We start from the raw sequence: 24810 nt of genomic DNA, 5'->3' as shown, positions 1-24810 counted from the left end.
ATATTCACTTCATCCTAACTGAGAAATAGTGAAAGACAAAAGTTTTTTTTAATCTTTACACTTTATGGTACAACTTTTGCCCTTGTTCCTGATAAACGGATTTCATGGTTTTGAGACCATCTTCTATAAGCGTTTCGCTATTTACAGGATGGGCTGCATTTTGTTGATTTTGTGCATAATCTCGCACGTTTTGGGTGATTTTCATCGAACAGAACTTAGGTCCGCACATTGAACAGAAGTGTGCTGACTTATGTGCTTCTTTAGGCATGGTTTCATCATGCATTGATCTTGCAGTATCAGGATCTAAGCTGAGATTGAATTGATCTTCCCAACGGAACTCAAAGCGTGCCTTAGATAAAGCATTGTCACGAACTTGTGCGCCCGGATGACCTTTGGCTAAATCCGCTGCATGGGCTGCGATTTTATAGGTGATAATCCCGTCTTTAACATCTTTCTTATTGGGCAGACCCAAATGCTCTTTGGGAGTCACATAGCACAACATTGCAGTGCCGTACCAACCAATCATCGCTGCACCAATTGCCGAGGTAATATGGTCATAGCCTGGAGCAATATCGGTGGTGAGCGGACCAAGGGTATAGAAAGGTGCTTCCTGACAAACTTCAAGTTGCAAGTCCATATTTTCTTTCACCATATGCATTGGCACATGGCCTGGTCCTTCGATCATGACCTGAACATCATGTTTCCATGCCCGATGAGTCAGTTCACCTAAAGTGCGTAATTCGGAAAATTGCGCTTCATCATTGGCATCCTGAATACAGCCCGGACGTAAACCATCGCCTAAGCTGAAAGACACATCATAGGCTTTCATGATTTCGCAGATTTCATCAAAATGCGTATAGAGGAAGTTTTCTTCATGATGCGCCAAACACCATTGCGCCATGATCGAACCACCGCGTGATACGATCCCTGTTAACCGATTGGCTGTCATCGGTACATAACGTAATAAGACCCCGGCATGAATGGTGAAATAATCGACACCTTGCTCAGCTTGTTCAATCAGGGTGTCTTTAAAGATTTCCCATGTCAGGTCTTCAGCAACACCATCGACTTTTTCAAGTGCTTGATAAATTGGTACCGTACCAATTGGAACTGGTGAGTTGCGGATAATCCATTCACGGGTTTCATGGATATTTTTACCCGTCGATAAGTCCATGATGGTGTCAGCACCCCAGCGGGTTGCCCAGGTCATTTTCGACACTTCTTCATCAATCGATGAACCCAAAGCTGAGTTGCCAATATTGGCATTGATTTTTACCAAGAAATTACGCCCAATGATCATGGGTTCGCATTCAGGATGGTTAATATTGGCTGGAATAATGGCACGACCTTCAGCGACTTCTTTACGCACAAATTCAGGGGTAATCTCCATGAGGTTGTGTGCACCAAAATTTTGTCCTGCATGCTGGCGCATATCGACACCTTCATGCTGGCGCTGATTTTCACGAATCGCAATGTATTCCATTTCAGGCGTGATGATGCCTTGTTTGGCATAATGCATTTGTGTGACATTGTTGCCTGTTTTTGCACGACGTGGTTTTTGAATATGGGCAAAACGGATTTCAGCAGTACGAATATCTTTCAGACGTTCTTGGCCAAATTTAGAGGTTAAGCTGGCTAAATGCTCAGTATCGGCACGTTCTTCAATCCAAGTTTCACGGACATTGGGTAAGCCTTTATTCAAATCAATGTGTACGTTGGGATCGGTATAAACACCTGAAGTATCATAGACCATAATTGGTGGGTTTTTTTCACCACCAAGGCCTGTCGGAGTATCCGTGAGTTCAATTTCACGCATCGGTACTTGAATATCTGGGCGTGACCCTTGAATATAAACTTTTTTAGATGCGGGTAAAATTCGAGTCAGATCTTTGGCTTCTTGCTCGTGTTGAGCCAATTGATCAGCAGGGGATAGATTCGTTAATTGGTTCATTACAATGATCCTTATGAATGACATCAACGAATCAAGCACGACCAAAAACGGTGGCAAATTTAGTCTATTTTATCTGCTAAATCCATCATCAGAATAAAGCGCTATTGCGAAAAAATAGATAAATTATGGGCTGTCAGTTTTTAGATGCTTGATTCCTACGCAGGTCTTAACCTGATCAGGTTCAACGGTACTTTAGTTTAAGTTTTGGCAAGGAGATGCAAAACTGACTAAATCTCAGCGAGGAATTACTCGCGCTCCGTCAAGCGATGTCCAAATCTTAGCATGTTCTCATTGAAAATATGCTGGCATGCCGATATCAATTTCAATTATTTTTTTGAGCTAGAATTTCCTCAACAGATTTTCTGACTTTTTGTTCAAATGCCTCACGTTGTGCCCGGATCTCTTGCTGCTCAGGTGAGTTATCTTCAGGATACTGGCTAGATGGTTTTGGCATTTGTTGCCAAAGCGTTTCACTTGCGTTGATTAAATTCACAAATTTCTGTGCAGCTGTGCGACTTGCAGTTTTACTTTTTGCAATTTTTTCAATCGCTTTGATTGCTTGTTCATCTGCAATTTTATCGTCATCGAACCAGAGCGTGCGGGTGTTATCCTCGCCTTGAAAAAGTGCACTACGGTATTGTTCAATGTTCTCTATGACTTGAGGTTTAAAATGGTTGTTGGGGTAATCTTTATTGAACTTTTCCCAATATAACAATCGATTGGCCACCTCATCAAAACTAATTGCTAGCCCTGCGTCCATAATATAGTTGGCACCTGTATACTCTTTACGGATCTGTTTAAAGTAAACCTGATCTGATTTTTCTAAATAGGGTGCAAAAATATCCAGATCATATTGTGGATGCTGTACAAAGGTGTATTCACCTTCACCGATATAAAATTTTGCTAAATATAAGTCCTTTGCATGATCAACTAAATATTTCTCACGCGGTTTTAACTTTTTATACAGTTCTTGTTTTTGTTGAGCTGTCATAGACTGACCGTCTGCAAGTGTATCGGTCATATATTGAAAGACTTCAGGTGAGGCATCGGTGATGAGTTTTTGATAAATGTTTTCAATTTTTGCTTGCCATTGATAACGTGTTTTTAACGGTGCAGATGCGAGGCATTTTTTTAGTAATTGATTGAGGTCATTTAAATCTTCAACGATGACCGTTTTTTCTAATTTTTTGATGCTTGTATCTATCTCGTTACAGTCTTGTGGAAGTGCTGGTATTTCAGCTGTACTGGTCTGAGTCGCTTTAGAAGCTGCTTTAGTTGTCTCAATTGTTTGATTGTTCTCGTGCTTTTGGCAAGCGCTGAATAGGGTACACAGGCAGAGTGTTGTGAGTGATAGATGTTGTTTTAAAGCTTTCATAGTATGACTTTGTTGTGTATTTTTGAATGCCACAAGGATAATAAAAATTGAGCTAAAATAACATCTAACTGTTAGAACAAATTGCATCACTAAAGCAATCTTTTTTAACATGCTTAAAGTCGATCGGGCTTAAATTTAGATATTGATTGAGCTGGGACAGCGCCAATAATTGAGGGATATTTTCCAGTTTAGTGCGTTCTTTTTCACTAATTTGAATTTTTTGCTGTCTTTGCTCTTTGCTCATCGCTAAAAAATGAACAAACTTCTTGGCCTGAGCTGAAAGCTCACCATCATTGGATTTTGCCAAGCGTTCAATCACCAACCAGCTGGCTGCATCGATATCAGTTTGATTTTCAAAACTGGTCGATATAGGTGCTTCTTCAGTGCCTAAAAACAATAAACTGCTATAGGCATTTTTTAAGAACCGCGCATCATGTAAAAAAGGGCTAGTGGGATAAGTTTGTAGATATTCTTGCCAAAACTTAGCTCTTTTTGCAATTTCTTCAGCATCTATATCGGGTTTATGATTTTTAAAAAGCGGTTGGGTATTTTGTTCTGCAAGATTTTCGATAAAAATTTGTTCAGGTGCAGTCAGATATGGGGCGAAAACTTTGGCTAAATATTGCGGGCTTCTCCGATAGACAATTTTATCATCTGTTTGTTCGCTCAGCTCAATATAAGCTTGGCCTTTGTGACGTAATAAATATTGGTCACGTAGATTAAGTTGTTCAAATTTACTCTGTTGAATAGTGGGGTATGCAGCTTGATCTAAAGCATAGTTTTCAAATGCTTGCTGTTGTTCTGACGTGCGCTCAATCTGTAAAAATTGTTGATACATACGTTTCGACTGATGCATCAATTCCATTTGTTCCGTAGGTTTCATCAAGGGCAAACACATACGAATATCTTGATTGACTTGTTCTATCGCAAGCGTGGTTCTTTTTGCATTGATTGCCAGCATCTCATTTTTGAGATTTTGGCAAATTTGCGTTAAATCAGGAATTGGATTTTCTTTTTGCGGCGCTTCTTTGGATTCTTTGACAATGTCGGTTGTGGGTTTTTGACACGCGATAACCACCATGCAACTCAAGATAACGAGTATGCCTGAAATAAGAAAATGAAGGATATTGCGAGGAAATTTCATTCGACCAGCATTTAAAAGAAGCTCAGTTTTGTTCGATGCCATTGTCGCTGAATCGAGGCTAAATAAATGAAATATTTTGTAGTTTTGTGATAATGAAACGTTACTTTTTGCAAGAAACTGAGTCATGTGTCTGATTTAAGAACTGCAAAAATTAACCTGAGTACAGCATCGTGGATTTGCGATAAATGGATGCTCACAGCAAAGTTACATATGTAAATTCAGCAAATTGTAGTAGTATCTTTACTCTAAATTGCTTTGATCAAAAGTGAAATGAGCGATATTGAGAAATTCATTTGAAAGAAAAATACTTGTCATAAAACATTCATAATGAATATGCTTTAATATTAACCCATAAAAATAGTTTTTGTTGCGTGTGGAGCATCTGACCTTGAGCCCAAGTAATCCTGTATTAAACCATCATATATCTTCTCAATTTAATGAGGACTTACAGGATGTGAATACCAAATTTATGACCATGGGCGGTTTGGTAGAACAACAAGTCGCAAATGCAGTGCATGCGTTATTGGATACCAATGCCAATATGGCGATTGATGTTCAATTCCAAGACAATACAGTTAATCGTTATGAACGAGAAATTGATGAAGCACTGACTTTGATTTTGGCGCGTCGTCATCCAGCTGCAATCGACTTACGTATGGTGATTGCCATGAGTAAAGCCAATACCGATTTAGAACGTATTGGTGATGAAGCTGCAAAAATTGCCCGTATTGCACAGACTTTATGTGAAGAGGGCGAGTCTCCGCGTGGCTATATGGAAACACGGCACATTGGCAATCAAGTGCGTGTCATGATTCATGATGCTTTAGATGCTTTTGCGCGTGTGGATGCAGAACAGGCATTAAAAGTTTTGTTGGCCGATGCAGATATTGACCGTGAATATCAATCTGCGACGCGCACACTGATGACCTATATGATTGAAGATCCACGTCATATTAGTCGTGTCATCAATGTGATGTGGGTATTGCGTTCACTAGAGCGAATTGGTGACCATGCCCGTAATATCTCAGAACAAGTCATTTATATGGCAAAAGGTTTTGATGCGCGACATACCAGTGTTGAAGAGATTGAACAAAAAGTTCAAGGTAAATAATTGAATTTATAAGTAAAAAGACCTGAATGATTCAGGTCTTTTTATTTGAAAAATTTAAGATCACAAAAAGAAAATTACACTTGAGCAAGTGCTTGTTCTAAGTCTGCAATCAAGTCATCAATATGTTCAATCCCCACAGATAAACGTACCATATCAATACTCACGCCTGCTGCTTTTAGCTCTGTTTCATTCAGTTGACGATGCGTGGTAGTTGCTGGGTGACAGGCTAAACTTTTTGCATCACCAATATTCACTAGGCGAGTAAACAGCTGTAATGCATCGATAAAACGGGTGCCACCTTCACGACCATCTTCAACACCAAAAGACAGAATTGCAGACGGTTTACCTTTGACGTACTTTTGTGCCAAAGCATGTTGTGGATGATCTTTTAAGCCAGCATAGTTGACCCATTTTACTTTTGGGTGTGCCTGTAAATATTCAGCAACTTTTTGTGCATTTTCAGTATGGCGTTCCATACGCAAATTCAGTGTTTCTAAGCCTTGTAAAATTAAGAATACGCTGAGCGGGCTGATCGCTGCGCCTGTATTTCTTAATGGAACAACACGTGCGCGGGCGATATATGCCGCAGCACCTAAAGCTTCTACATAGTTCACCCCATGATAACTTGGATCTGGGGTATTTAAGACTTTGAAGCGCTCGGGATATTTGCCCCAAGGGAATTTACCGCTATCGACAATCGCGCCACCAATCGAATTACCATGACCGCCAATATACTTGGTCAATGAATGCACCACGATATCTGCACCATGTTCAAAAGGTTTCAGTAGGGCAGGTGTTGCAACAGTATTATCCACAATCACGGGTACACCATATTCATGTGCGATTTTAGCAATGGCATCTAGGTCAATAATATTACCCAGCGGATTGCCAATCGACTCAACGAAAACCAATTTGGTTTTTTCATCAATCAAGCCGCGCAATGCTTCAGGATCTTGGTAATCAAAGAAACGTACTTCAATGCCTTGTTTGGGCAAAGTGTGGGCAAATAAATTATATGTTCCACCATAAAGTGTTGAAACCGATGCAATATTGTCACCCGCTTCTGCAATGGTCTGGATAGAATAGGTGATCGCAGACATACCCGAAGCCAATGCTAAAGCACCAATACCGCCTTCAAGCGCACTCAGACGTTGCTCAAGCACAGCGGTCGTTGGGTTCATGATCCGTGTATAAATATTACCCTGAACTTTGAGGTCAAATAAATCCGCACCATGTTGGGTATTATCAAAGGCATAAGAGGTAGTCTGATAAATTGGAACGGCTACTGCTTTAGTGGTTGCTTCAGGTTCATAGCCTGCATGTATGGCTAGAGTTTCGTCTTTATATGTCATGTTCTTCCGTCAACTTTTTATTAAATTTCAATAGAGTGTAACAAATAAATATATGAAGTAAACAAGGGTTTATATATTTTAAAATCATAAAAACAGATAAAGCCAACAATGCAGCCCGAGATAAATTGAGTTTCGACGAGGAAAAACAGACCGAATATCGCTGAGTTTGTGAGCTGTCATTGTGGTGTCATTTGCTGAAATTAGCATAACAAATTCTATAAATTCAGTTATTAAAAACACAATGAAAAAAGCAGCAATAAATAAACTGACCCGCCATAAAAGCACTTTAACTTTAGTCCTCTGTAGTTTACTGGGTTTGACCGCATGTTCTGATGATGATCAAGATTCAACAACACAGAAGACCTTAACCCAAAATATAACATTGGCATTTGGTGATGAAGCCTGTGTAATGGGGGGAACACGTATTCAGAGCGGTTTAGATCGCAATGGCAATGGCAAACTTGAAGCCAGTGAAATCACTAAAACAGAAAACAGTTGTAAGCCCAATTTGTTTGCGCAAGGTGTAGCATTACCATTTAACGTACTGGGACGTTACCCTGCGAATGGTACGACCATTGATAGCACATTTGATATTCGTCAGGGTGGTTTTGGTTCTGATGTTGCTGCACATCCAAGCAATAAAAAGCAATTCTATGCATTGACCGATCGGGGGCCAAATGCAGACTTTACTGATAAATTATATGGTGCTGGTAAGGTTTTCGCCATTCCAGACTATGTGCCGAAAATTGGTTTATTTGAAGTTCAAGACAATGGCACTGTGAAATTAATTAAAACCATCAATTTAAAAGATCGCGATGGAAAAGACATCACGGGATTACCCAATACTTCTGCTTTAGGCGGCACAGGGGAAACACCGTATGATGTTAATGGGAAAGTGATTACTGTAGATCCAACCAAGCCTTACGATGTGGTCAATAATCCAATTAGACTGGATGATTATGGCTTGGATAGTGAAGGGATCACTGCACTTAACGATGGTACGTTCTGGGTCAGCGATGAATATGGACCACATATTGTGCATTATGATGCCAATGGTAAAGAAATAGGGCGTATCAACCCATTTAAGGCTGATAAGCGCAACAATTGGACTTTGCCGAATGAGTTTAGCTATCGCCGTGCCAATCGAGGGATGGAAGGTTTAACCATTAGCCCAGACCAAAAAACTTTGGTTGGAATTATGCAATCGACCATGAGTTTGCCGAATAAAAATGTCAATAAATCAACATTGACGCGTATTGTGACGATTAATCTTGAAACGGGCAAAGTCGCACAATATTTATATCAGCAGGAGATAGCTGAAAATTCAAACTCTGCCATTATTGCCCTCAGTGCAACACAATTTCTGGTTTTAGAACGTGATGGATTGTTTTATAAAGATACGCCAAATGTGATGAAAAATGTCTATCGTATTGATTTAAGCAAAGCCACCAATTTAGAAGATATTCAAACACAAAATGATGTCAAACAAGACGAAAAGCTCGGTTTAACCATTGCGGGCAAGACCTTAGAAGAATACCAATTGGATAAAGGCTGGGACGGTTTAAAAGCATTTAATATTTTTCCAGCACCTAAAACATTGGTACTGGATATGGGGAAAGCGGTTAAATATCCACATGATAAAATGGAAGGTCTGTGGTTGATCAATAGTACGACACTTGGGATTTTAAATGATGACGATATGGGGCTTTGGAATAATGCCAAAGGTATGGAGCCAAAGTATCTGGATGCGGCGCGTACACGTATTGATATCAATACCTTGTACATCATGGATAAATTGAATTTAAAAGGCCAATAATTGCATAACAACAGCCGCCCAAGAGGCGGCTTTTTCTATCAGCATCATTTAAAAATAATAGGTTCCTCAATGAAAAAAATAGCCATTCTCACCGTCCTAACGAGTTTAATGACTGCAACTGCTTGGGCTGTACCGCAAGTGACATCACGTGAATATAAGTTGTTGTTACAGCCAGACAAATTTAGCTATGCCAATGAGTCCGCCAACGTAAATAGCTATATGCAACAAGCCAAAACGGTTATTGCCCAGCAAATTAACCGTACAGTTTCAGGAACGATGCGCTTAGACAAACAACGCCAAATACGTTTTTATGATTCACCCAGCAGCTGCCTACTCAATAATATGGGCTATAGCTTTCGAGAACGGACTGAAAACGGAGCATCTGAAGTGACGCTTAAATTTAGAAGCTATGATCATTATCTGTCTGATTTTGCCGATTTGAGTAGCTCGACTGCAGGAGCCAAAACTAAGCTTGAAGATGATATCACGCAAACAGCAACACAAGGGTTTTTGGCGGGGTCCAGTAAATCCACCACAGTGGCAAATACACGGACAATCAATAAGTTTTTAGACATCCATACGCATTTTCCAAAATTTAAAGAAACCTTTGCCATCAGTGATAATCAGCTGTTATCACCTGTAGGTGGACTCACCCTTTATGAACGAAGTTATCGTGGGGTCAGCATTGATTTAGGCGAGTTTGATGCAGAGGTAGATATGAGTTTATGGTATACCCAAGCACCTTATGCAGGATTAAAACCTGCTGTAGTTGAAGTCTCGTTTAAGTACCAAGACCCAAATGCAAATTACACCAATAAGGTTGTACAACGTGCTGCCATTAGTTTTTCTGCTTTGAAAACATTGTCAAACTACAATGCACCAAGTTCAACTCAAACCAAGACGCAATTTGTATATCAGTATCAGCCGAATTTTTGTTCGTGATCATGTTTGAGATCGCGATTTGATTGCGTGTATTGGTGTTGAAAAATGTTTTCTTGATGCTTTTAAAATATCTCAATCAATTGGACAAATCTGAACAAAAATAGATAAATTCAGCGTATAATTGACGGTATTTATTTATTCGCATTTTGCGAATTTCTATTCATTATAGAGGAGTCCTACGTGGCCCAATATATTTACACGATGAACCGTGTGTCGAAGATGGTTCCGCCTAAGCGCGAAATCCTAAAAGACATCTCTTTATCATTTTTCCCAGGTGCAAAAATTGGTGTACTTGGTTTAAACGGTGCAGGTAAATCTACCCTACTCCGTATTATGGCTGGCGTAGATAAAGATTTCTCAGGTGAAGCTCGTGCGCAACCAGGTATTAAAATCGGTTATCTAGAGCAAGAACCACCATTAGATCCAAATAAAGATGTACGTGGAAACGTTGAAGATGGTTTACGTGAACCATTAGATGCATTGGCACGTTTAGATGAAGTTTTTGCTGAATATGCAGCTGAAGATGCTGACTTTGATGCACTTGCAAAAGAGCAAGAGAAATTAGAAGCAATTATTCATGCTTGGGATGCACACAACCTTAGCAACCAAATGGATCAAGCTGCAGCAGCATTGAATCTTCCAGCATGGGATTCTGACGTAAGCTTACTTTCAGGTGGTGAACGTCGTCGTGTAGCATTGTGTCGTTTGTTATTGTCTAAACCAGACATGTTATTGCTTGACGAACCAACCAACCATTTGGATGCAGAATCTGTATCTTGGTTAGAGCGTTTCTTAAAAGACTTTGCTGGTACAATCGTTGCGATTACCCATGACCGTTATTTCTTGGATAACGTTGCAGAGTGGATTCTTGAGCTTGACCGTGGACATGGTATTCCTTATCAAGGTAACTATTCTTCTTGGTTGGAACAAAAGAATGCACGTTTAGAGCAGGAAAATAAACAAGAAGAATCTTTTGCTAAAGCATTGAAAAAAGAATTGGAATGGGTTCGTTCAAATGCTAAAGGTCAGCAAAAGAAAAACAAAGCACGTATGGAGCGCTTTGAAGAGCTTAACTCACGTGAGTTCCAACAACGTAATGAAACCTCTGAAATCTATATTCCACCTGGTCCACGCCTAGGGAATAAGGTTGTAGAAGTTGAAGGCATCAGCAAATCGTTTGATGGCCGTCTACTTTATGAAAACTTATCGTTCACAGTGCCACCAACTGCGATTGTTGGTATCGTTGGTCCAAACGGTGCAGGTAAAACCACTTTATTCCGTATGATGACAGGCGAACAGCAACCTGATACCGGTACAGTTGTATTAGGTGAGTCTGTAAAAGTTGCTTATGTTGGTCAGATTCGTGACACTTTAGATAACAATAAAACAGTTTGGGAAGAAGTTTCTGGCGGTTTAGATATCTTAAGAATTGGCGAATACGAGATTGCATCTCGTGCCTATATCGGTCGCTTTAACTTTAAGGGTCAAGATCAGCAAAAACGTGTTGGTGAATTGTCAGGTGGTGAACGTAACCGTTTACAACTTGCGAAGATCCTTCAGATGGGCGCCAACGTAATCTTACTGGATGAGCCATCAAACGACTTGGATATTGAAACTTTACGTGCGCTAGAGGATGCAATTCTTGTATTCCCTGGTACTGTCATGGTGGTATCGCATGACCGTTGGTTCCTTGACCGTATTGCTACACATATCTTGTCATTTGAAAATGAACAGCCAGAATTCTACGAAGGTAACTATGCTGAATATGAAGCATATCGTTTAGCGCGTTTGGGTGATGCTGCTGTGCAAAAACGTACCAAATACAAAAAAATTGGTGGTTAATCACTAATTTTATAGATAAAAACCCAGCTTTCGAGCTGGTTTTTTATTGTAAATAAAGCCGATAAAGTTGGTGTTGTGCTTCGAGATGACCTTGATTTGCAGCAAGCAACAACCATTTGTATGCATTCTTTTTATCTGGCGATAGGCCGAGCTGGCCTTGTAGGTAAATCATGCCCAATTTATATTGTGCTGTGCTATATCCTTTAAGTGCTGAATGTAAAAAATACCAAATCGCGTTGCGTTGGTATTTTTGGATTTTTTCATTTAATCGCTGATCTAAATCAAGAGGGTCACACTGGTTGAGTGCCAGATGTTCATAACTGGTTGCGCGGTGGTAAGTATGCATTGATTCAGACATTTTAAATGCATGATAGGAACTGGAATAATGGTATTTATAGCGGATGATTTGCTTGAGTTTCCGTATTATTTTTATTAAATCCATAATGACTCGCACTTATTTTTATGAAATTTTCACTATAAGATTAAAGGAAATAACCAGAATAAGTAATCCCAATAACCATGATTTTTTTTCATATAAAAGTATTGCTAAAGTGGTTCGAGATTAATCATTTATTCAATTTTTGATGGCAGTAGGCTTCTTTGAAATTTTTTTAAAACTATAAATCAATAAAAAGCCCCCTCATCCTAGCCTTCTCCCAAAAGGAGAAGGGACTTTCAATACCAATATGATTCACTCTAAATGATCGTTTTTTGATTGATGAACTAGGCCTAATGAGTTTAAGGCTTGGTACTTTGTATAAAATGAGCTATGAGGAGCTATTTAAAATCATATGGATTGTTTATCAGTTTTATCTTGGTGTTTTAATTCTCGGTATTTTAATTTTTGCTATTTGAATCAGACTAAATCAATTGCATATATAAAAGAATGCCAAAATAACATTCTTCTATATATGTGCGCTCACAATCAATTAGAGGCGCATTTCAATCCCTTGTTCAGCAAGGTATTGTTTCGCTTCAGGAATAGAGTATTGACCAAAATGGAATATCGAGGCTGCCAATACAGCATCGGCACCACCTTTTAAAATACCATCTGCTAAATGTTGTAAATTACCCACACCGCCTGATGCAATGGTCGGAATGGTGACACGATCATTGATTTGACGCATTAAACCAATGTCATAACCCGCTTTCGTCCCATCCGCATCCATAGAGGTAACCAATAATTCACCTGCACCGAATTCTGCCATTTTGACCGCCCATTCAATTGCATCTATGCCTGTTGGTTTGCGGCCGCCGTGGGTGAAAATTTCCCATTTATTTTCACCCGTTCTTTTCGCATCGATTGCTACAACAATACATTGTGCACCAAAGCGCTGAGACGCTTCTTGAACGAACTCAGGATTAAATACCGCAGCAGAGTTGATGCTGACTTTATCTGCGCCTGCATTTAATAACAAACGAATATCTTCAACTTTACGAACACCACCACCAACTGTAAGTGGAACAAACACACTTTCAGCCATACGTTCAACAGTACGGTAAGTGGTATCACGGCCATTTGATGTTGCGGTAATGTCTAAAAAGGTGATTTCATCTGCACCTTGCTCATTATAACGACGGGCAACTTCTACAGGATCTCCTGCATCACGGATATCCAGAAACTGGACACCTTTCACCACACGACCATTATCTACGTCCAGGCAAGGAATAATACGTTTAGCGAGCATAATTTTTTCCAAAAATAACAGGCGATTATGAAAGTTCGTGACTTAGGTGCTACACCTCGATAGTCGAAGCGGTTATTCTATCAAACTTATGTAAGTTTTTTCGCAGGTTTTCTATGTCGGTTTATACCACTTTGAGTTTAAAAGAAGTTCAACACTTTGCAGCACCTTATGGATTAGAGGTGGTTGAACTTAAACCAATTCAAGGCGGTGTGCAAAATACCAACTATTTTATCATTTGTGCTGATGGAACACAGTTTGTATTAACATTATTTGAAAATATGGATGCACAAGCAGCAGGGGAATTAATTCCTGTCTTAGAACACTTGGGTCAACAAGGTTTGGCAGTTCCTGTCCCGTTAAAACACAACGGTCAGTCGATTCATAGTTTAAAAGATAAACCCGCACAAATTGCGCCACGGATGTCAGGTAAACATCCGATGCCTTCTACAATCGCTCAAGTTGAGCAAATTGCTGTAGCACAGGCCAAAATGCATGTGGCGTTACAAGATTTTCCATTGCAGCGCCAAGTGGCGCGTGATCATACCTATTGGTACAACGTTGCTCAACAAATCAAACCGACTTTGGATGTGGCGGATAGCGCTTTGCTGAATAACCTTTTAGGTTTATATGAAGCACTGACCATGATGTATCCAAATCGACCTAAAGGTTTTATTCATTCGGATTTGTTCCGTGACAATACTTTGTTTGAAGGCGATGAGTTAAAAGGCATTCTTGATTTTTATGAAATGAATCAAGATGAATTACTTTTTGATATTGCGATTACCTTAAATGACTTTTGTACAGAATATCCAAGTGTTCGCTTGAATGAAGCCAAAGCAACGGCTTTCTTAAATGCATATACCTCGATTCGTCCCCTGACTGAAGATGAAAGAGCTTGTTTAGAGTTATATTTGGCTATGGCCGCAGGTCGCTTTTGGATGATGCGTTTACAAATCGCTCAGATGAATGCCGCTGAAGCACGCACAGGTGACGATATTTTGCAGAAAAATCCGCAAGAAATGCGTAATATGTTGATTGAAAGATTAAAGTTCGTGACTGCTTAATAGCTTTTTGTGGGAAATAAAATGCGTGATCAAGGTCGTTTAGTTGAATGGTTCGATGATAAAGGCTATGGCTTTATTCAACCAAATGATGGTGTAAAAGATCGCGTATTTTTACACATCAAAGATTTTGCACAAAAAGGGCCACGCCCAATCGTGGGCTGTGCCCTTGAATATGTGGTGCAATTAGACGGCCAAGGGCGTTATAAAGCAAAACAAGTCACATATTTAAAAGCCACACAAATGGCGAAAGTGACAAGCCAGCAAGCGGCTAAAGCCAAGCAGTTGCATGCAGCAAAGCAGGCTAAATTACAGCCGATGCAAATTTTGTGCGCTGTTTATATTATTGCTTTGGCAATCTTGAGCATAAGCGGTTTGCTCAATGGCATGTTTATTCTTTTTGTCAGTATTATCAATGTGATGACCTATTGGTTTTATGCACAAGATAAAGAAGCTGCGCAGAGCAATCAGCGTCGTGTTCCTGAAAATACCCTGCATATTTTAGCTTTTTTAGGCGGTTGGCCTGCCGCTTGGTTAGCGCAGCAACGCTTACGACATAAAACACAAAAACAACCCTTTAAAAAGATTTATTTGTGTACCATATTCTTTAATATTTTATTGATTTTATGGTTAATTTCGCCTTTGAATATGTTTAAGATTTAAAACGGGCGTTAGCAAATTTAAAAGGGCTTACAATGAATAATTATGTTGATCCAAATAATAGTAAATCTCTGACTTTAATTTTATATATTCTTTATATTGTTGCAATTTTTTCTGCGGGAATTCTTGCAATCATTGCATTGATTATCAATTATGTAAAATTGAATTCGGTCCGTGGTACGATTTTCGAAAGTCATTTTAGATGGCAAATTCGCACTTTTTGGTGGTATTTAGTCTGGACGGTAATTGCATTTATTCCGTTTATTTTTCTATTTTTCACCATGGATAATGTCAACGCCTTTGCTGGTGTAGCCGTGGGTGCTACGATTTTTTGTGCTGCCACTTTATTTATTTCTTGGATATGGATTGTCTATCGGGCCATTCGAGGCATTATTGCGATGAATGATGATCAAGCCTTACCGATATAATTGAATCAATAATGCTTGATGGATCTTGTTCCCAAGCAATACAGCTTGATCAAACCTTAATTTTAGTGAAAACAGCGTTCTAATTAAGAACGCTGTTTTTCTATCTCAACTGAATTTTCTTTAAGCTGTCGTGTGTATAAAAATTTGGGTCTCCATTCACTGATGATCACTCCCAATACCACAAGTAAACCGCCAAAAAGTGCCAGCAATGGCAAGCGTTCACCTGCAATTCTCCCAAATAAAGCTGCCCAAACTGGTTCACCTGCATAAATCACGGCAGCTTGAGAAGGATCGACAGAACGTTGTGCCCAATTCATCGTCAATTGTAATAAAGCACTGGTTAAGCCCAGTCCAACAGCAAGCATCACCAATTGCCACGAAAAGGTTGGAATATGCAGCTCACCGACAAAAGGCATACTGGCAAATGAAATCAATGAAGCAAAAGCAAGCTGAATCACCGTTACACGCTGAATATTGACCTTCCCTGCAAAGTGCCCGATGAGAATAATCTCCATAGCAATTGCAAACGAGCCAACTAATGTAATGATTTGCCCCGTATTTAAATCAATGTGATGAAAACCATTTCCTGTCAAAAAAATTAAACCGATAAACGCCAGTAAAACACCAAGCCAAGTCATGATATGTGGTCTTTTGCGAAAAATCATCCAGATAAGAATCGGCACAAGGGGCACATATAATGCTGTTAAAAATGCAGACTCACTGCTGCTGATGGTTTGCATACCGACAGTTTGCGAGCCATACCCTGCGGCAATCATGCCGCCAATCAGTGCACCAGCGATGAGTTCTTTTAAATTGATACCTTTTAGATATTTATAAGACAGTAATCCAACAGCAAGGGTCGCTGCAGCAAAACGACAACCGACAAAAAAAATAGGGGAACTATAGTTTAGGGCATAATGTACAATGACAAATGTACCACCCCAAATCATGGTCATCAGGATCAGTGCAATTTGAGGCGTTCTGGACTTTAAAAATAAAGCGAGGGGAGAGGAAGACATAAAATAAAGTAATGTAGAAGAGCAGGGCTATTTTACGCGAAAGCACAGTATTGTGCAGATGTTAAGCTGAGTAATCGGGTAGTTAAATCATTCAATTGTCATGCAGTCGTGCTAGCATATTGAATCAAAATTTTGATAAAGAGAAATAAATCATGGTGATCGAACAGGCTTTATTTCATATTGTTGATGGTCAACAAATGGCTTTTGAAAAGAAATTTTATGAATTATCAGACACCTTCCGGAATGCACAAGGTTGTGAAAAATTTAAATTGATCCGTGGTATAGAAGACAACCAAAAATATATTCTACAAATTCACTGGATTGATCTTAAAACCCATACAGATGTTTTTATGAAAACAGATGAATTTAAACAGTGGTTTACGGCAATGAAGCCCTTTTTAGCAAGTAAAATTGAAATGCAACATTTTGAAAATACATTGGTTTAAATATCGATATGTTGATTTAAAGACCACTTTTTAACGCATAAAAAAGAGAACATCTAAGTTCTCTTTTTTTAATCAGATCTAGGCTGGGAAATTAAAAGCCTTGTTCATCCAATAACAGCTGCGCTTCACGTAGGTTTAATGTGCCTTCGTAAATTGCACGACCTGTGATCGCACCTAAAATACCCGGTTTACCTTTTAAATTACGCACATCATCCAGATTAGTTACACCGCCTGAGGCGATCACTGGAAGACCTGAGTATTGTGCGAGATTTACTGTCTGTTCAACATTGACACCCTGCATCATACCGTCACGTGCGATATCGGTATAAACAATACTCGATACACCGGCATCTGCAAAACGTTTTGCAAGATCAGTGGCTTTTACATCAGTGACATTTGCCCAGCCATCAGTTGCAACCATACCATTGATCGCATCAATACCGACAATAATGTGTCCCGCAAACTTCTTACAGGCTTCTTCAACAAATTCAGGATTTTGAACTGCTTTGGTCCCGATGATGACAAAAGAAACGCCCGCATCTAAATAATGTTCGATTGTTTCCAAAGAGCGAATACCACCGCCAATCTGGATTGGCAGTTCAGGCTGTGCTTTTGCAATTGCTTCAACGACAGGTTTATGAATTGGTGTTCCAGCAAAAGCCCCATTCAAATCAACCAAATGCAAACGACGAGCGCCTTCATTTACCCAATGCTGTGCTGTTGCAACAGGATCATCAGAAAATACGGTATCGTCTTCCATACGACCTTGTTTTAAACGAACACATTTACCATCTTTCAGGTCAATTGCCGGGATGATCAGCATGCTTTCGCTCCTTGCTTAATCTCAATGAAGAATTTATTGATCTTCATCTTAGCAAAAACTTGATCAATTTCTAAGTGTCAGTTTAGGCTTTTATTGGCGCGAATGCTCAATTTAAGCTGAGTATGTGCAATCGTGTCAGGTATTAAGTCTAAATCTAGTAAGGCTTCGAAAATTAAAAGTGCAGCATAGGCATCGGCTGCTGCATATTCAATTTGTGGTGTTGTGAGAATTTTACGTGCCCAATTTGAGGTGCTAATAGATTTACTTTTAGGGAAATTGACTTGAAATAGCATTGCCATGGCATTTTTAATCCCTAAAGGATTATTGAAGCCAAAACTCGAAAAGCATTTTGAAAGTTCGATGACACTGTTGAGTTGCATGCCTTTTTTACGAAATAAATGTGCATCATTTTTTAAGCCAAAACCGACTTTAATCTGATCAGGATTTTCAAAAAAGGGCGCTAGAAAAGCCAAAATATCTGCTGAAACTTGAAATAAATAGGCTTTTTCAAATGTCGCCAGTTGAATAAGATGTGGACCAGTTTGTATTTCACCTTTATTAAAGGTAGGTTTGGACTCAGTATCGAAACCAAAAATGTGCGCCGTTTTTAATTCTGCTTCAATTGCTTGGCATTGTTGTAAGCTATTGACCACAACGATGTTACTCAAAGGCAAATTTTGAAAACGGGGAAAGCTCTGAATTTGTTCTTTACTAGGAAGTTGCTGAGTTTGAATATTCACAAATTTAAGCTCACAAATTTTAGTCGACCAGTTTAAGCATTAAAAATATTAACCATATTGTGTTATAACAAACTTTGAATAAAAGATGATAGTTTTGTGGGTCAAAAACACAGGAATAAATTGTATGGTTGAAAAAGATGATGATCTTTTTATAGAAGGCGCCAAGCGTTTAAAGCAATTAATTCAGGATAAAAATATAAAAGCCAGTGATATTGTTAACGTACTGGAAACTTCAAAAGGAACCATGACCAAATGGTTGCAAAACTCAACACCGTCGAGTGCGCAAAGCTTAATTGAATTGGCGCGTTTAGTTGGGATGACTGAACGCTGGAATATGGAATCTAAACAGCAAGATAAAGCAGATCTGGTGACCAAAGCGTATGCTGAGTCTGAATTGGATTTAAGCCATGTGACCATGGAACAATTGATTAACGAAATTAAAGACCGTTATGCAGCTTTAAATTTAAAGGCAGATATCAAGATCAGTGTAGAGCCATTAGAAGGTGGTTTTGTCACCAAAGAGTAAAATAACCACCTTATAAAAATAGGGTGGTTATTTCGGCTGATTTATTCAGATTGATTGATTTGTTGTTGATATTGCTGAAACTGTTGCGCTTGGTCAAGGTAACTTTGATATGCTGGGATTGCTGTAACTGCAAGAATTAGAATACTAATCGGGAAGATCACAATATAAATCCAAGCCAATACTTTTTCCCAACCACGAGTAATTCGAGGTGCGCCATAGTTATTTGTCCCAGCATCTCCTTTTGCACAGCTTAAATAAACAAAAAAGAATAAATTCACCAAAGGTAAAAGCATAAGAAGAGATAACCAGCCACTTTGGTTTTTGTCATGTAAGCGACGAATTGTAAAAATAAAGCTAAAGTAGATCACTGCGATATAAATAATAATCGCAACTGTGCCGAGAATAAAGATGAGCGTATTTGAAGGTGAGTTACTTAAAGCTGGGATGAATAGTGCAGCGATAATACCCAGTACAAACATAGATAGACCCAACAGCATATTCCAGCCCAAATAGGATAATCGACCAAAACGGCCACTGGCACTTAAAGCTGAATCATGGGTTTGAAAATTAGAAGACATTGTTATGTTCCTAGAATGAATTAAGGTTTTTAAATCAATTTTTAAAATCAATTGTTGGATTTTTATTCAATTTGGTTGAATCATAATAAACAGACGATAAAAAATAAAGTCAAAATAGAATAAAAAAATCAAGCCAATCGCAATTGGCTTGATTTTTAGAGATATAAATCGGGATGAAATTGACCTGAATAAATCAGATTTTCCATTCCACAAAGTTTTTCAGTAACTGTAAACCTGCTGTATGGCTCTTTTCAGGATGGAACTGTGTCGCAAATAAATTTTCTTTATGAATAGCCGTACAGAACTGCAAACCATAATCACATGTTGCAGCAACAAGAGACGGGGCTTTGGGTTCGACATAATAGCTATGTACAAAGTAAAAACGGCTATCTTGATCAATATCTTTCCACATCGGATGATTTGGATCTGCCTGATGGACTTGGTTCCAGCCCATATGAGGGACTTTTAAGCCGTCCATATCTGGAAAATGTTTTACCACACCTTCAAAAATACCCAGCGCTTGAGTGCCTGCATTTTCTTCTGACGATTCAAGCAAAGCTTGCATGCCAACACAAATGGCAAGTACCGGTTTATTAAACGCAGCATGGCGCACAACCTCATCAATACCTGCTTCATGCATCCCCTGCATACAATCACGCATTGCACCTACACCCGGAAATACGATTTTATCTGCCTGAGCGATTAATTTTGGATCATTTGTGACATCTACAGTTGCGCCAACATGTTCGAGTGCTTTGGCTGCTGAATGAAGATTTCCCATGCCATAGTCAAGAAGGGCAATACGGGTCATTACAAGGTTCCTTTCGTCGATGCAACAGTATTTTCTGCACGCGGATCAACTTCACAGGCCATACGAAGCGCACGTGCAAATGCTTTAAAAACACTTTCAATTTGGTGATGGCTATTTTTGCCTTTTAAATTGTCAATGTGCAAAGTCATTAAAGCGTGATTTACAAAGCCTTGAAAAAACTCGGAAAATAAATCCACATCAAAACTGCCGATACGGGCACGTGTAAATGGGATATCCATCCATAAACCTGGACGACCTGATAAATCAACCACGACACGGCTTAAAGCTTCATCAAGTGGTGCATAGAAATGACCATAACGTTTTAAGCCTTTTTTATCACCGAGTGCTTGCGCAAATGCTTGGCCTAGTGTGATTCCACAGTCTTCTACAGTATGGTGATCATCGATTTCTAAGTCGCCATCACAATGAATATCGATGTCAAATAAACCATGACGCTTGATTTGATCAACCATATGGTCTAAAAAGGGAACACCTGTATTGAGCGTGCCTTGACCAGTACCATCAAGATTCACACGAACTCGAATTTTAGTTTCGTTGGTGTTTCTTACCACTTCACTGATACGTTGCGCCATAGACACGTTCCTCAAAAAACGTCAAAAATTAAAAGTTTGATGTAAAGATATTTCGCTGTGACGAAAGTGACAGCATATTAGATTGCTCAGGAGGGTTAATCAATGCCTATTACCGTACATGCTAAAACTTCACTAGAAAATGAAGAAGTTCGCGATCAGCTTGAGCGATTATATGACACCAGTCCCGAGTTTGGGGATGGTCATGATGCCATAGAACAACTTGAGCAAAACTTGGCTCATTATACCTTACTTTATGTCGCAGAATTTAATACAAAGATTATTGGTGCGTTATGGTGTACGGGACAAGGTGAAAGTCGGACTTTGGAAAATATTGTGGTGCATCCTGCTAACCGCGGACGCGGCGTTGCAGAACGTTTGGTCGAAGAAGTTTGTCGTATCGAGGAAGAAAAGGGCATTAAAAACTTTGAGCCGGGCTGTGGAGCAATCCATCGTTGTTTAGCTCACTTAGGTAAAATCTAAGATTATCTTGGATCTTTGACCAATTTAAGCAACCTGATCAGGTTGCTTTTTTATTTGACTATTTTTTCAGAACTATAAGTTTGAGCAGATCTCAGCAGCATATTGCAGTCACGACCAAAACACTTTGGGGGAAAAATTAAATTAAGCGTGCCAAAATTTGCCCTCTAAAGCTGAAAAACGCATAAAAAACAGCCTTATTTAGAATAAATAGGCGGTTTTTGTTGTAAAAATAAACTATTGAATGATTTTAGTGATTTCAATGCTTGACGACTAAACCATTAAATTGTTTAATACGCCCCATCGGCGTGATAGCTCAGTAGGTAGAGCAACGGATTGAAAATCCGTGTGTCCCCAGTTCGATCCTGGGTCTCGCCACCATATTTAAAAATCTTTGAGATTTCAATCCCTGATCCCATCAGGGATTTTTTTTGGGTAAAAAATATTCGGTTGAATAAAAAAGTCATGATTTTTATTGACTATTGAACTGAGATACGGCTTAATACACCGCATCGGCGTGATAGCTCAGTAGGTAGAGCAACGGATTGAAAATCCGTGTGTCCCCAGTTCGATCCTGGGTCTCGCCACCATATTTGAAAAACCTCAAACATTGTTTGGGGTTTTTTTATTGCCTGCTTTTTATCATCAATTAAAAATAGATGCTCATCATTAAAAACAGCATGTCATTTTGAATGCGTAAATTGAACCCATTGTCTTACAAAATATCTTGCCATGGACTATAAATATCGTAAGATAAACCTTTGGTAAGTGAAATAGATTGTTATAAGAACAATGAAAGATTTATTTTCATCAGGCAGCCAGCTTTATCAGCAAGCTCGACCGAGTTATCCGCAAGAAGTGGTTCAGGAAATTTTAAATCATGTTCCAGAGCGCGGTTTTGCTTGGGATTGTGGTGCGGGTTCAGGTCAATTTACTCAATTGCTTAGCCCTTATTTCGATCATGTTGTTGCAACAGATATGAGCGAAAAACAATTAAACCTTGCGCCTTATTTTGACAATGTGAGCTATCAAGTACAATCTGCTGAACAGACTTCATTTACAGCACAAAGTTTTGATTTGATTTCTGTTGCTCAGGCCATTCATTGGTTTGATTTTGATGGCTTTTATAAAGAAGTTGAACGCACATTAAAACCACAAGGTATTCTTGCTGTGATCGGTTATGGCTTAATTCATGTCGAAAATGCAGCCATCAATACCATGATTCAAAACTTATATGCTGAAAAACTAGATGGTTATTGGGATGCGGAGCGCCGTTATATCGATGAAGAATATAAAACCATTCCCTTTCCTTTTGATGAAATAAACGTTGCTGAGTTTAAGATGCAGTATCAGTAGTCCTCTGCACAACTGTTAAAGTATTTATCTACTTGGTCTGCAATTAAACACTATTGCGAAAGAAATCAGGATCATCCATTACTTGATCTAGCTGAAGCATTAACCAGCGAGCTTGCAGATCTAACCATCACATTCCCAGTTTTTTTAAGAGTGGGTAAAATTAAAAAATCAAAGAAAAAATGCTTTATGCACAAATAAAATAAGGATCGCATTTTATCTTCGATTACAACAGATATAGCTAACAATATACTTACTTATATATTATTTAAAAGTAAGATAAGTCATGAAAGCTCCAGTTAAAATATTATCCATTGCTGTATGGCTATCGGCATTCAGTTCTACCGCTTTTGCAACGACAGGCTATTTTATGCATGGCTATGGGGTAAAAGCCCAAGGCAATGCAGGGACTTCAATCGCTCAATTTCAAGATGCATTAACGATTGCCAATAACCCAGCAGGTTTAAGCTGGATTGGTGATCGTATAGATGTGGGTGCAACAGTGTTTTCACCTGATCGTTCAGCTGAGATTACCGCGAATCAAATGCCACAAGCTTATCCCAACGCCAATGGTCGATATGATGGCAATGGACGCAAATACTTTGTACTCCCAGAGCTTGTATTCAACCATCAAATCAATGACCAAGTTGCTTTAGGTTTAGCAATATATGGGAATGGAGGAATGAATACGGGGTATAAAAATAATCCATTTGCAGCATTTGGCAACAGTGGAACAGCAGGAGTGGATTTAACCCAGGTTTTCATTACTCCAGCAGTTGCTTGGAAATATGCAGAAAATCAATCTATCGGCATTGCAACCAATATTCTCTATCAACGTTTTGAAGCACGGGGAATTGCTGGGTTTAGCGGATTTTCAGCCGATGCTTCAAATTTAAGCAATCGTGGTAAGGGTTCTGCGACTGGCATTGGTGCACGTATTGGTTGGGCTGGAAAATTCTTTGATCAACGCTTAACCTTAGGCGCAAATTATTCTTCAAAAATTAATGCAGATCGCTTTGATCGATATCGTGGATTATTTGCTGAACGCGGTGACTTTGATGTTCCTGAAAGTTATGGTGTGGGTGCAGCTGTCAACATCACACCTCAATTAACAGTGGCTGCGGATATACAACGAATTAACTATTCGGATGTGAAATCGGTAGGAAATCCTTTTGATCTTGCACAATTACAACAAGGTCATGCGTTTGGTACATTACAAGGGCCAGGATTTGGCTGGAATGATATCAATATCTATAAACTGGGTGTGTCTTATCAAGCCCATCCAAAGCTCACACTAAGAGCCGGTTATAGTCATAATGATCAACCGATTCCAGACAGTGAAGTGTTTTTAAATATTCTTGCTCCTGGGGTAATTCAAGACCACCTCAGCGTGGGTGCAACTTGGAATTTCGATCAACATCAAGAAATCAGTATTGCCTATACACATGCCTTAGAAGATGAAGTAAAAGGCAAAATTTCCCCTGCGTTTGGTGGTGGTGAAGCGAAACTCAAAATGAGTCAGGACATTTTAGGGCTGTCATATGGCTATAAATTCTAAGTTTTTCTGTCAATTGCTTTGAGATCAGTTGGATTCGAGAGAATTTTAATCTGGAATAAGACGTTTACCCAAACACACCACTTCAATTTCTTCATAGCCGAGTTGCTCATAAAAGCTTTGTACATCAATATTATCCTTACGGATTAACAGTTGCAGTTTGGGGCAACCTAATGCAATTAAACGCTTTTCAAGTTGTTGTATCAGTGCAGTTGCAACACCATTACGCTGATCATGAGGATGTACAGCAAGATAATTGACCCAACCCCGATGTCCATCATAGCCCCCCATAACCGTGGCGATCAATTGTTCATCTTTGACCGCCAATAGAAACAATCCGTCTTTTTGTGCGACTTTACGGAAGATGTCAATTTCTGGGTTGTTCCAAGGACGGGTTAAATCGCAGACTTCCCACAGTGCGATGACTTCATCTAAATCGGTTTCCTGAAACTGTCTGATAATAAACATAGAATTTTTATCTCTTGTTTTTTAAAACAATCTTTACAGCAGATTAATATA

General features: G+C 39.2%; 24 protein-coding genes, 2 tRNA genes, 1 pseudogene and 1 riboswitch. Of the genes and pseudogenes, 14 read left to right on the top strand and 13 right to left on the bottom strand.

All coding sequences use genetic code 11. The features are described 5' to 3' along the window. Positions 1-55: 55 nt before the first annotated feature. The 3 genes from thiC to AC4CUY_RS19505 all read right to left on the bottom strand — a co-directional run bounded on the left by thiC (position 56) and on the right by AC4CUY_RS19505 (position 4596). Positions 56-1951: a phosphomethylpyrimidine synthase ThiC gene (gene thiC / locus AC4CUY_RS19515; RefSeq protein ID WP_034612636.1), complete on the bottom strand. Its 1896-nt coding sequence runs from the start codon at positions 1949-1951 to the stop codon at positions 56-58. A gap of 135 nt (positions 1952-2086) precedes the next feature. Then, a riboswitch (TPP riboswitch) is annotated at positions 2087-2220 on the bottom strand. Positions 2221-2273: 53 nt separating this feature from the next. Further along, a complete protein-coding gene (locus AC4CUY_RS19510) occupies positions 2274-3326 on the bottom strand; it encodes a hypothetical protein (protein WP_419306213.1) in 1053 nt (350 codons plus the stop codon). Between the two features lie 64 nt (positions 3327-3390). Further along, entirely contained in the window at positions 3391-4596 is a 1206-nt protein-coding gene (locus tag AC4CUY_RS19505; RefSeq protein ID WP_490774598.1) for a hypothetical protein, read from the bottom strand. Positions 4597-4858: 262 nt separating this feature from the next. Between AC4CUY_RS19505 and phoU the strand changes: the two genes are divergently transcribed. Continuing rightward, positions 4859-5581: a phosphate signaling complex protein PhoU gene (gene phoU, locus AC4CUY_RS19500; protein ID WP_004725313.1), complete on the top strand. Its 723-nt coding sequence runs from the start codon at positions 4859-4861 to the stop codon at positions 5579-5581. Between the two features lie 74 nt (positions 5582-5655). Here the strand turns inward: phoU and AC4CUY_RS19495 are convergent, their stop codons facing one another. Next, the gene (locus AC4CUY_RS19495; RefSeq protein ID WP_004725315.1) at positions 5656-6933 is read right to left on the bottom strand and encodes an O-acetylhomoserine aminocarboxypropyltransferase/cysteine synthase family protein; all 1278 of its coding nucleotides are present in this window, start codon (positions 6931-6933) and stop codon (positions 5656-5658) included. Positions 6934-7174: 241 nt separating this feature from the next. Between AC4CUY_RS19495 and AC4CUY_RS19490 the strand changes: the two genes are divergently transcribed. The 3 genes from AC4CUY_RS19490 to ettA all read left to right on the top strand — a co-directional run bounded on the left by AC4CUY_RS19490 (position 7175) and on the right by ettA (position 11533). Next, positions 7175-8749: an esterase-like activity of phytase family protein gene (locus tag AC4CUY_RS19490; RefSeq protein ID WP_335954845.1), complete on the top strand. Its 1575-nt coding sequence runs from the start codon at positions 7175-7177 to the stop codon at positions 8747-8749. A gap of 69 nt (positions 8750-8818) precedes the next feature. Further along, on the top strand, positions 8819-9691 hold the full coding sequence (locus tag AC4CUY_RS19485) for a hypothetical protein (protein ID WP_419306215.1): 873 nt from the start codon (positions 8819-8821) through the stop codon (positions 9689-9691). A gap of 180 nt (positions 9692-9871) precedes the next feature. Further along, positions 9872-11533 carry an energy-dependent translational throttle protein EttA gene (gene ettA / locus AC4CUY_RS19480; RefSeq protein ID WP_004816581.1) on the top strand — a complete coding sequence of 554 codons (1662 nt, stop codon included), beginning with the start codon at positions 9872-9874 and terminating at the stop codon, positions 11531-11533. Positions 11534-11576: 43 nt separating this feature from the next. On the opposite strand, the gene AC4CUY_RS19475 is transcribed toward ettA, so the two are convergent. Beyond that, entirely contained in the window at positions 11577-11891 is a 315-nt protein-coding gene (locus tag AC4CUY_RS19475) for a tetratricopeptide repeat protein (protein ID WP_419306216.1), read from the bottom strand. A 571-nt stretch (positions 11892-12462) separates the two neighbouring features. After that, positions 12463-13221, bottom strand: coding sequence for an imidazole glycerol phosphate synthase subunit HisF (hisF, locus tag AC4CUY_RS19470; protein ID WP_004725324.1), 759 nt, complete (start codon positions 13219-13221; stop codon positions 12463-12465). Between the two features lie 113 nt (positions 13222-13334). Between hisF and AC4CUY_RS19465 the strand changes: the two genes are divergently transcribed. From AC4CUY_RS19465 to AC4CUY_RS19455, 3 genes are read left to right on the top strand one after another with little or no spacing between them, the layout of a single operon-like run. Continuing rightward, entirely contained in the window at positions 13335-14285 is a 951-nt protein-coding gene (locus tag AC4CUY_RS19465; protein WP_166781715.1) for a homoserine kinase, read from the top strand. 21 nt (positions 14286-14306) lie between these two features. Then, positions 14307-14945, top strand: coding sequence for a DUF1294 domain-containing protein (locus AC4CUY_RS19460; RefSeq protein ID WP_034612616.1), 639 nt, complete (start codon positions 14307-14309; stop codon positions 14943-14945). Between the two features lie 32 nt (positions 14946-14977). After that, positions 14978-15370, top strand: a complete 393-nt coding sequence (locus AC4CUY_RS19455; protein WP_490774597.1) for a DUF4870 family protein — start codon at positions 14978-14980, stop codon at positions 15368-15370. A gap of 83 nt (positions 15371-15453) precedes the next feature. Here AC4CUY_RS19455 and AC4CUY_RS19450 read toward each other — a convergent pair whose 3' ends face one another. Next, the gene (locus AC4CUY_RS19450; protein ID WP_419306217.1) at positions 15454-16389 is read right to left on the bottom strand and encodes a DMT family transporter; all 936 of its coding nucleotides are present in this window, start codon (positions 16387-16389) and stop codon (positions 15454-15456) included. Positions 16390-16541: 152 nt separating this feature from the next. Here AC4CUY_RS19450 and AC4CUY_RS19445 point away from each other — a divergent pair, with 152 nt between their 5' ends. Next, a complete protein-coding gene (locus AC4CUY_RS19445) occupies positions 16542-16835 on the top strand; it encodes an antibiotic biosynthesis monooxygenase family protein (protein ID WP_004725336.1) in 294 nt (97 codons plus the stop codon). 91 nt (positions 16836-16926) lie between these two features. Here the strand turns inward: AC4CUY_RS19445 and hisA are convergent, their stop codons facing one another. Both hisA and AC4CUY_RS19435 read right to left on the bottom strand, forming a co-directional pair. Further along, positions 16927-17658 carry a 1-(5-phosphoribosyl)-5-[(5-phosphoribosylamino)methylideneamino]imidazole-4-carboxamide isomerase gene (hisA, locus tag AC4CUY_RS19440; protein ID WP_004725338.1) on the bottom strand — a complete coding sequence of 244 codons (732 nt, stop codon included), beginning with the start codon at positions 17656-17658 and terminating at the stop codon, positions 16927-16929. A gap of 77 nt (positions 17659-17735) precedes the next feature. Beyond that, positions 17736-18398, bottom strand: coding sequence for a 3'-5' exonuclease (locus AC4CUY_RS19435; RefSeq protein WP_419306219.1), 663 nt, complete (start codon positions 18396-18398; stop codon positions 17736-17738). A 124-nt stretch (positions 18399-18522) separates the two neighbouring features. On the opposite strand from AC4CUY_RS19435, the gene AC4CUY_RS19430 reads away from it, so the two are divergent. Continuing rightward, the gene (locus AC4CUY_RS19430) at positions 18523-18924 is read left to right on the top strand and encodes a transcriptional regulator (RefSeq protein WP_004725342.1); all 402 of its coding nucleotides are present in this window, start codon (positions 18523-18525) and stop codon (positions 18922-18924) included. A 41-nt stretch (positions 18925-18965) separates the two neighbouring features. Here AC4CUY_RS19430 and AC4CUY_RS19425 read toward each other — a convergent pair whose 3' ends face one another. From AC4CUY_RS19425 to hisB, 3 genes are all read right to left on the bottom strand, one after another. Then, entirely contained in the window at positions 18966-19502 is a 537-nt protein-coding gene (locus tag AC4CUY_RS19425; protein WP_262087234.1) for a DUF805 domain-containing protein, read from the bottom strand. A gap of 193 nt (positions 19503-19695) precedes the next feature. Beyond that, positions 19696-20313: an imidazole glycerol phosphate synthase subunit HisH gene (gene hisH, locus AC4CUY_RS19420; protein ID WP_105713816.1), complete on the bottom strand. Its 618-nt coding sequence runs from the start codon at positions 20311-20313 to the stop codon at positions 19696-19698. Further along, the gene (gene hisB, locus AC4CUY_RS19415) at positions 20313-20906 is read right to left on the bottom strand and encodes an imidazoleglycerol-phosphate dehydratase HisB (RefSeq protein ID WP_004725347.1); all 594 of its coding nucleotides are present in this window, start codon (positions 20904-20906) and stop codon (positions 20313-20315) included. The genes hisH and hisB overlap by 1 nt, the downstream gene beginning before the upstream one ends. Before the next feature lie 102 nt (positions 20907-21008). On the opposite strand from hisB, the gene AC4CUY_RS19410 reads away from it, so the two are divergent. The 5 genes and pseudogenes from AC4CUY_RS19410 to AC4CUY_RS19390 all read left to right on the top strand — a co-directional run bounded on the left by AC4CUY_RS19410 (position 21009) and on the right by AC4CUY_RS19390 (position 24294). Beyond that, on the top strand, positions 21009-21386 hold the full coding sequence (locus AC4CUY_RS19410; RefSeq protein ID WP_004816597.1) for a GNAT family N-acetyltransferase: 378 nt from the start codon (positions 21009-21011) through the stop codon (positions 21384-21386). Positions 21387-21688: 302 nt separating this feature from the next. After that, positions 21689-21764: transfer RNA gene (locus AC4CUY_RS19405), tRNA-Phe, on the top strand. Positions 21765-21897: 133 nt separating this feature from the next. Then, positions 21898-21973 (top strand) — tRNA-Phe (locus AC4CUY_RS19400). Positions 21974-22175: 202 nt separating this feature from the next. Beyond that, positions 22176-22937: pseudogene (locus tag AC4CUY_RS19395) on the top strand (class I SAM-dependent methyltransferase). Between the two features lie 85 nt (positions 22938-23022). Continuing rightward, positions 23023-24294: an OmpP1/FadL family transporter gene (locus AC4CUY_RS19390; RefSeq protein WP_490774596.1), complete on the top strand. Its 1272-nt coding sequence runs from the start codon at positions 23023-23025 to the stop codon at positions 24292-24294. Positions 24295-24339: 45 nt separating this feature from the next. Here AC4CUY_RS19390 and AC4CUY_RS19385 read toward each other — a convergent pair whose 3' ends face one another. Then, positions 24340-24759 (bottom strand): GNAT family acetyltransferase, encoded by a 420-nt coding sequence (locus AC4CUY_RS19385; protein ID WP_419306222.1) that lies wholly within the window; start codon positions 24757-24759, stop codon positions 24340-24342. Positions 24760-24810 lie beyond the last annotated feature (51 nt).

This window comes from Acinetobacter sp. 778_lipA (assembly GCF_058242985.1).
The sequence above is the reverse complement of the archived record's forward strand: the minus strand, read 5'-3'. Positions and strand labels throughout refer to the sequence as shown.

What these genes read in the sequence shown, in the direction of transcription:
- AC4CUY_RS19490 (WP_335954845.1), top strand. Translation starts at nt 7,175, where the DNA reads ATGAAAAAAGCAGCAATAAATAAACTGACCCGCCATAAAAGCACTTTA.
- AC4CUY_RS19410 (WP_004816597.1), top strand. Translation starts at nt 21,009, where the DNA reads ATGCCTATTACCGTACATGCTAAAACTTCACTAGAAAATGAAGAAGTT.
- AC4CUY_RS19505 (WP_490774598.1), bottom strand. Translation starts at nt 4,596, where the DNA reads ATGACTCAGTTTCTTGCAAAAAGTAACGTTTCATTATCACAAAACTAC.
- AC4CUY_RS19475 (WP_419306216.1), bottom strand. Translation starts at nt 11,891, where the DNA reads ATGTCTGAATCAATGCATACTTACCACCGCGCAACCAGTTATGAACAT.
- AC4CUY_RS19510 (WP_419306213.1), bottom strand. Translation starts at nt 3,326, where the DNA reads ATGAAAGCTTTAAAACAACATCTATCACTCACAACACTCTGCCTGTGT.
- AC4CUY_RS19425 (WP_262087234.1), bottom strand. Translation starts at nt 19,502, where the DNA reads ATGTCTTCTAATTTTCAAACCCATGATTCAGCTTTAAGTGCCAGTGGC.
- AC4CUY_RS19390 (WP_490774596.1), top strand. Translation starts at nt 23,023, where the DNA reads ATGAAAGCTCCAGTTAAAATATTATCCATTGCTGTATGGCTATCGGCA.
- AC4CUY_RS19495 (WP_004725315.1), bottom strand. Translation starts at nt 6,933, where the DNA reads ATGACATATAAAGACGAAACTCTAGCCATACATGCAGGCTATGAACCT.
- hisH (WP_105713816.1), bottom strand. Translation starts at nt 20,313, where the DNA reads ATGACCCGTATTGCCCTTCTTGACTATGGCATGGGAAATCTTCATTCA.
- AC4CUY_RS19430 (WP_004725342.1), top strand. Translation starts at nt 18,523, where the DNA reads ATGGTTGAAAAAGATGATGATCTTTTTATAGAAGGCGCCAAGCGTTTA.
- hisF (WP_004725324.1), bottom strand. Translation starts at nt 13,221, where the DNA reads ATGCTCGCTAAACGTATTATTCCTTGCCTGGACGTAGATAATGGTCGT.
- thiC (WP_034612636.1), bottom strand. Translation starts at nt 1,951, where the DNA reads ATGAACCAATTAACGAATCTATCCCCTGCTGATCAATTGGCTCAACAC.
- AC4CUY_RS19460 (WP_034612616.1), top strand. Translation starts at nt 14,307, where the DNA reads ATGCGTGATCAAGGTCGTTTAGTTGAATGGTTCGATGATAAAGGCTAT.
- hisB (WP_004725347.1), bottom strand. Translation starts at nt 20,906, where the DNA reads ATGGCGCAACGTATCAGTGAAGTGGTAAGAAACACCAACGAAACTAAA.
- AC4CUY_RS19455 (WP_490774597.1), top strand. Translation starts at nt 14,978, where the DNA reads ATGAATAATTATGTTGATCCAAATAATAGTAAATCTCTGACTTTAATT.
- AC4CUY_RS19485 (WP_419306215.1), top strand. Translation starts at nt 8,819, where the DNA reads ATGAAAAAAATAGCCATTCTCACCGTCCTAACGAGTTTAATGACTGCA.
- AC4CUY_RS19450 (WP_419306217.1), bottom strand. Translation starts at nt 16,389, where the DNA reads ATGTCTTCCTCTCCCCTCGCTTTATTTTTAAAGTCCAGAACGCCTCAA.
- hisA (WP_004725338.1), bottom strand. Translation starts at nt 17,658, where the DNA reads ATGCTGATCATCCCGGCAATTGACCTGAAAGATGGTAAATGTGTTCGT.
- AC4CUY_RS19465 (WP_166781715.1), top strand. Translation starts at nt 13,335, where the DNA reads ATGTCGGTTTATACCACTTTGAGTTTAAAAGAAGTTCAACACTTTGCA.
- AC4CUY_RS19385 (WP_419306222.1), bottom strand. Translation starts at nt 24,759, where the DNA reads ATGTTTATTATCAGACAGTTTCAGGAAACCGATTTAGATGAAGTCATC.
- AC4CUY_RS19445 (WP_004725336.1), top strand. Translation starts at nt 16,542, where the DNA reads ATGGTGATCGAACAGGCTTTATTTCATATTGTTGATGGTCAACAAATG.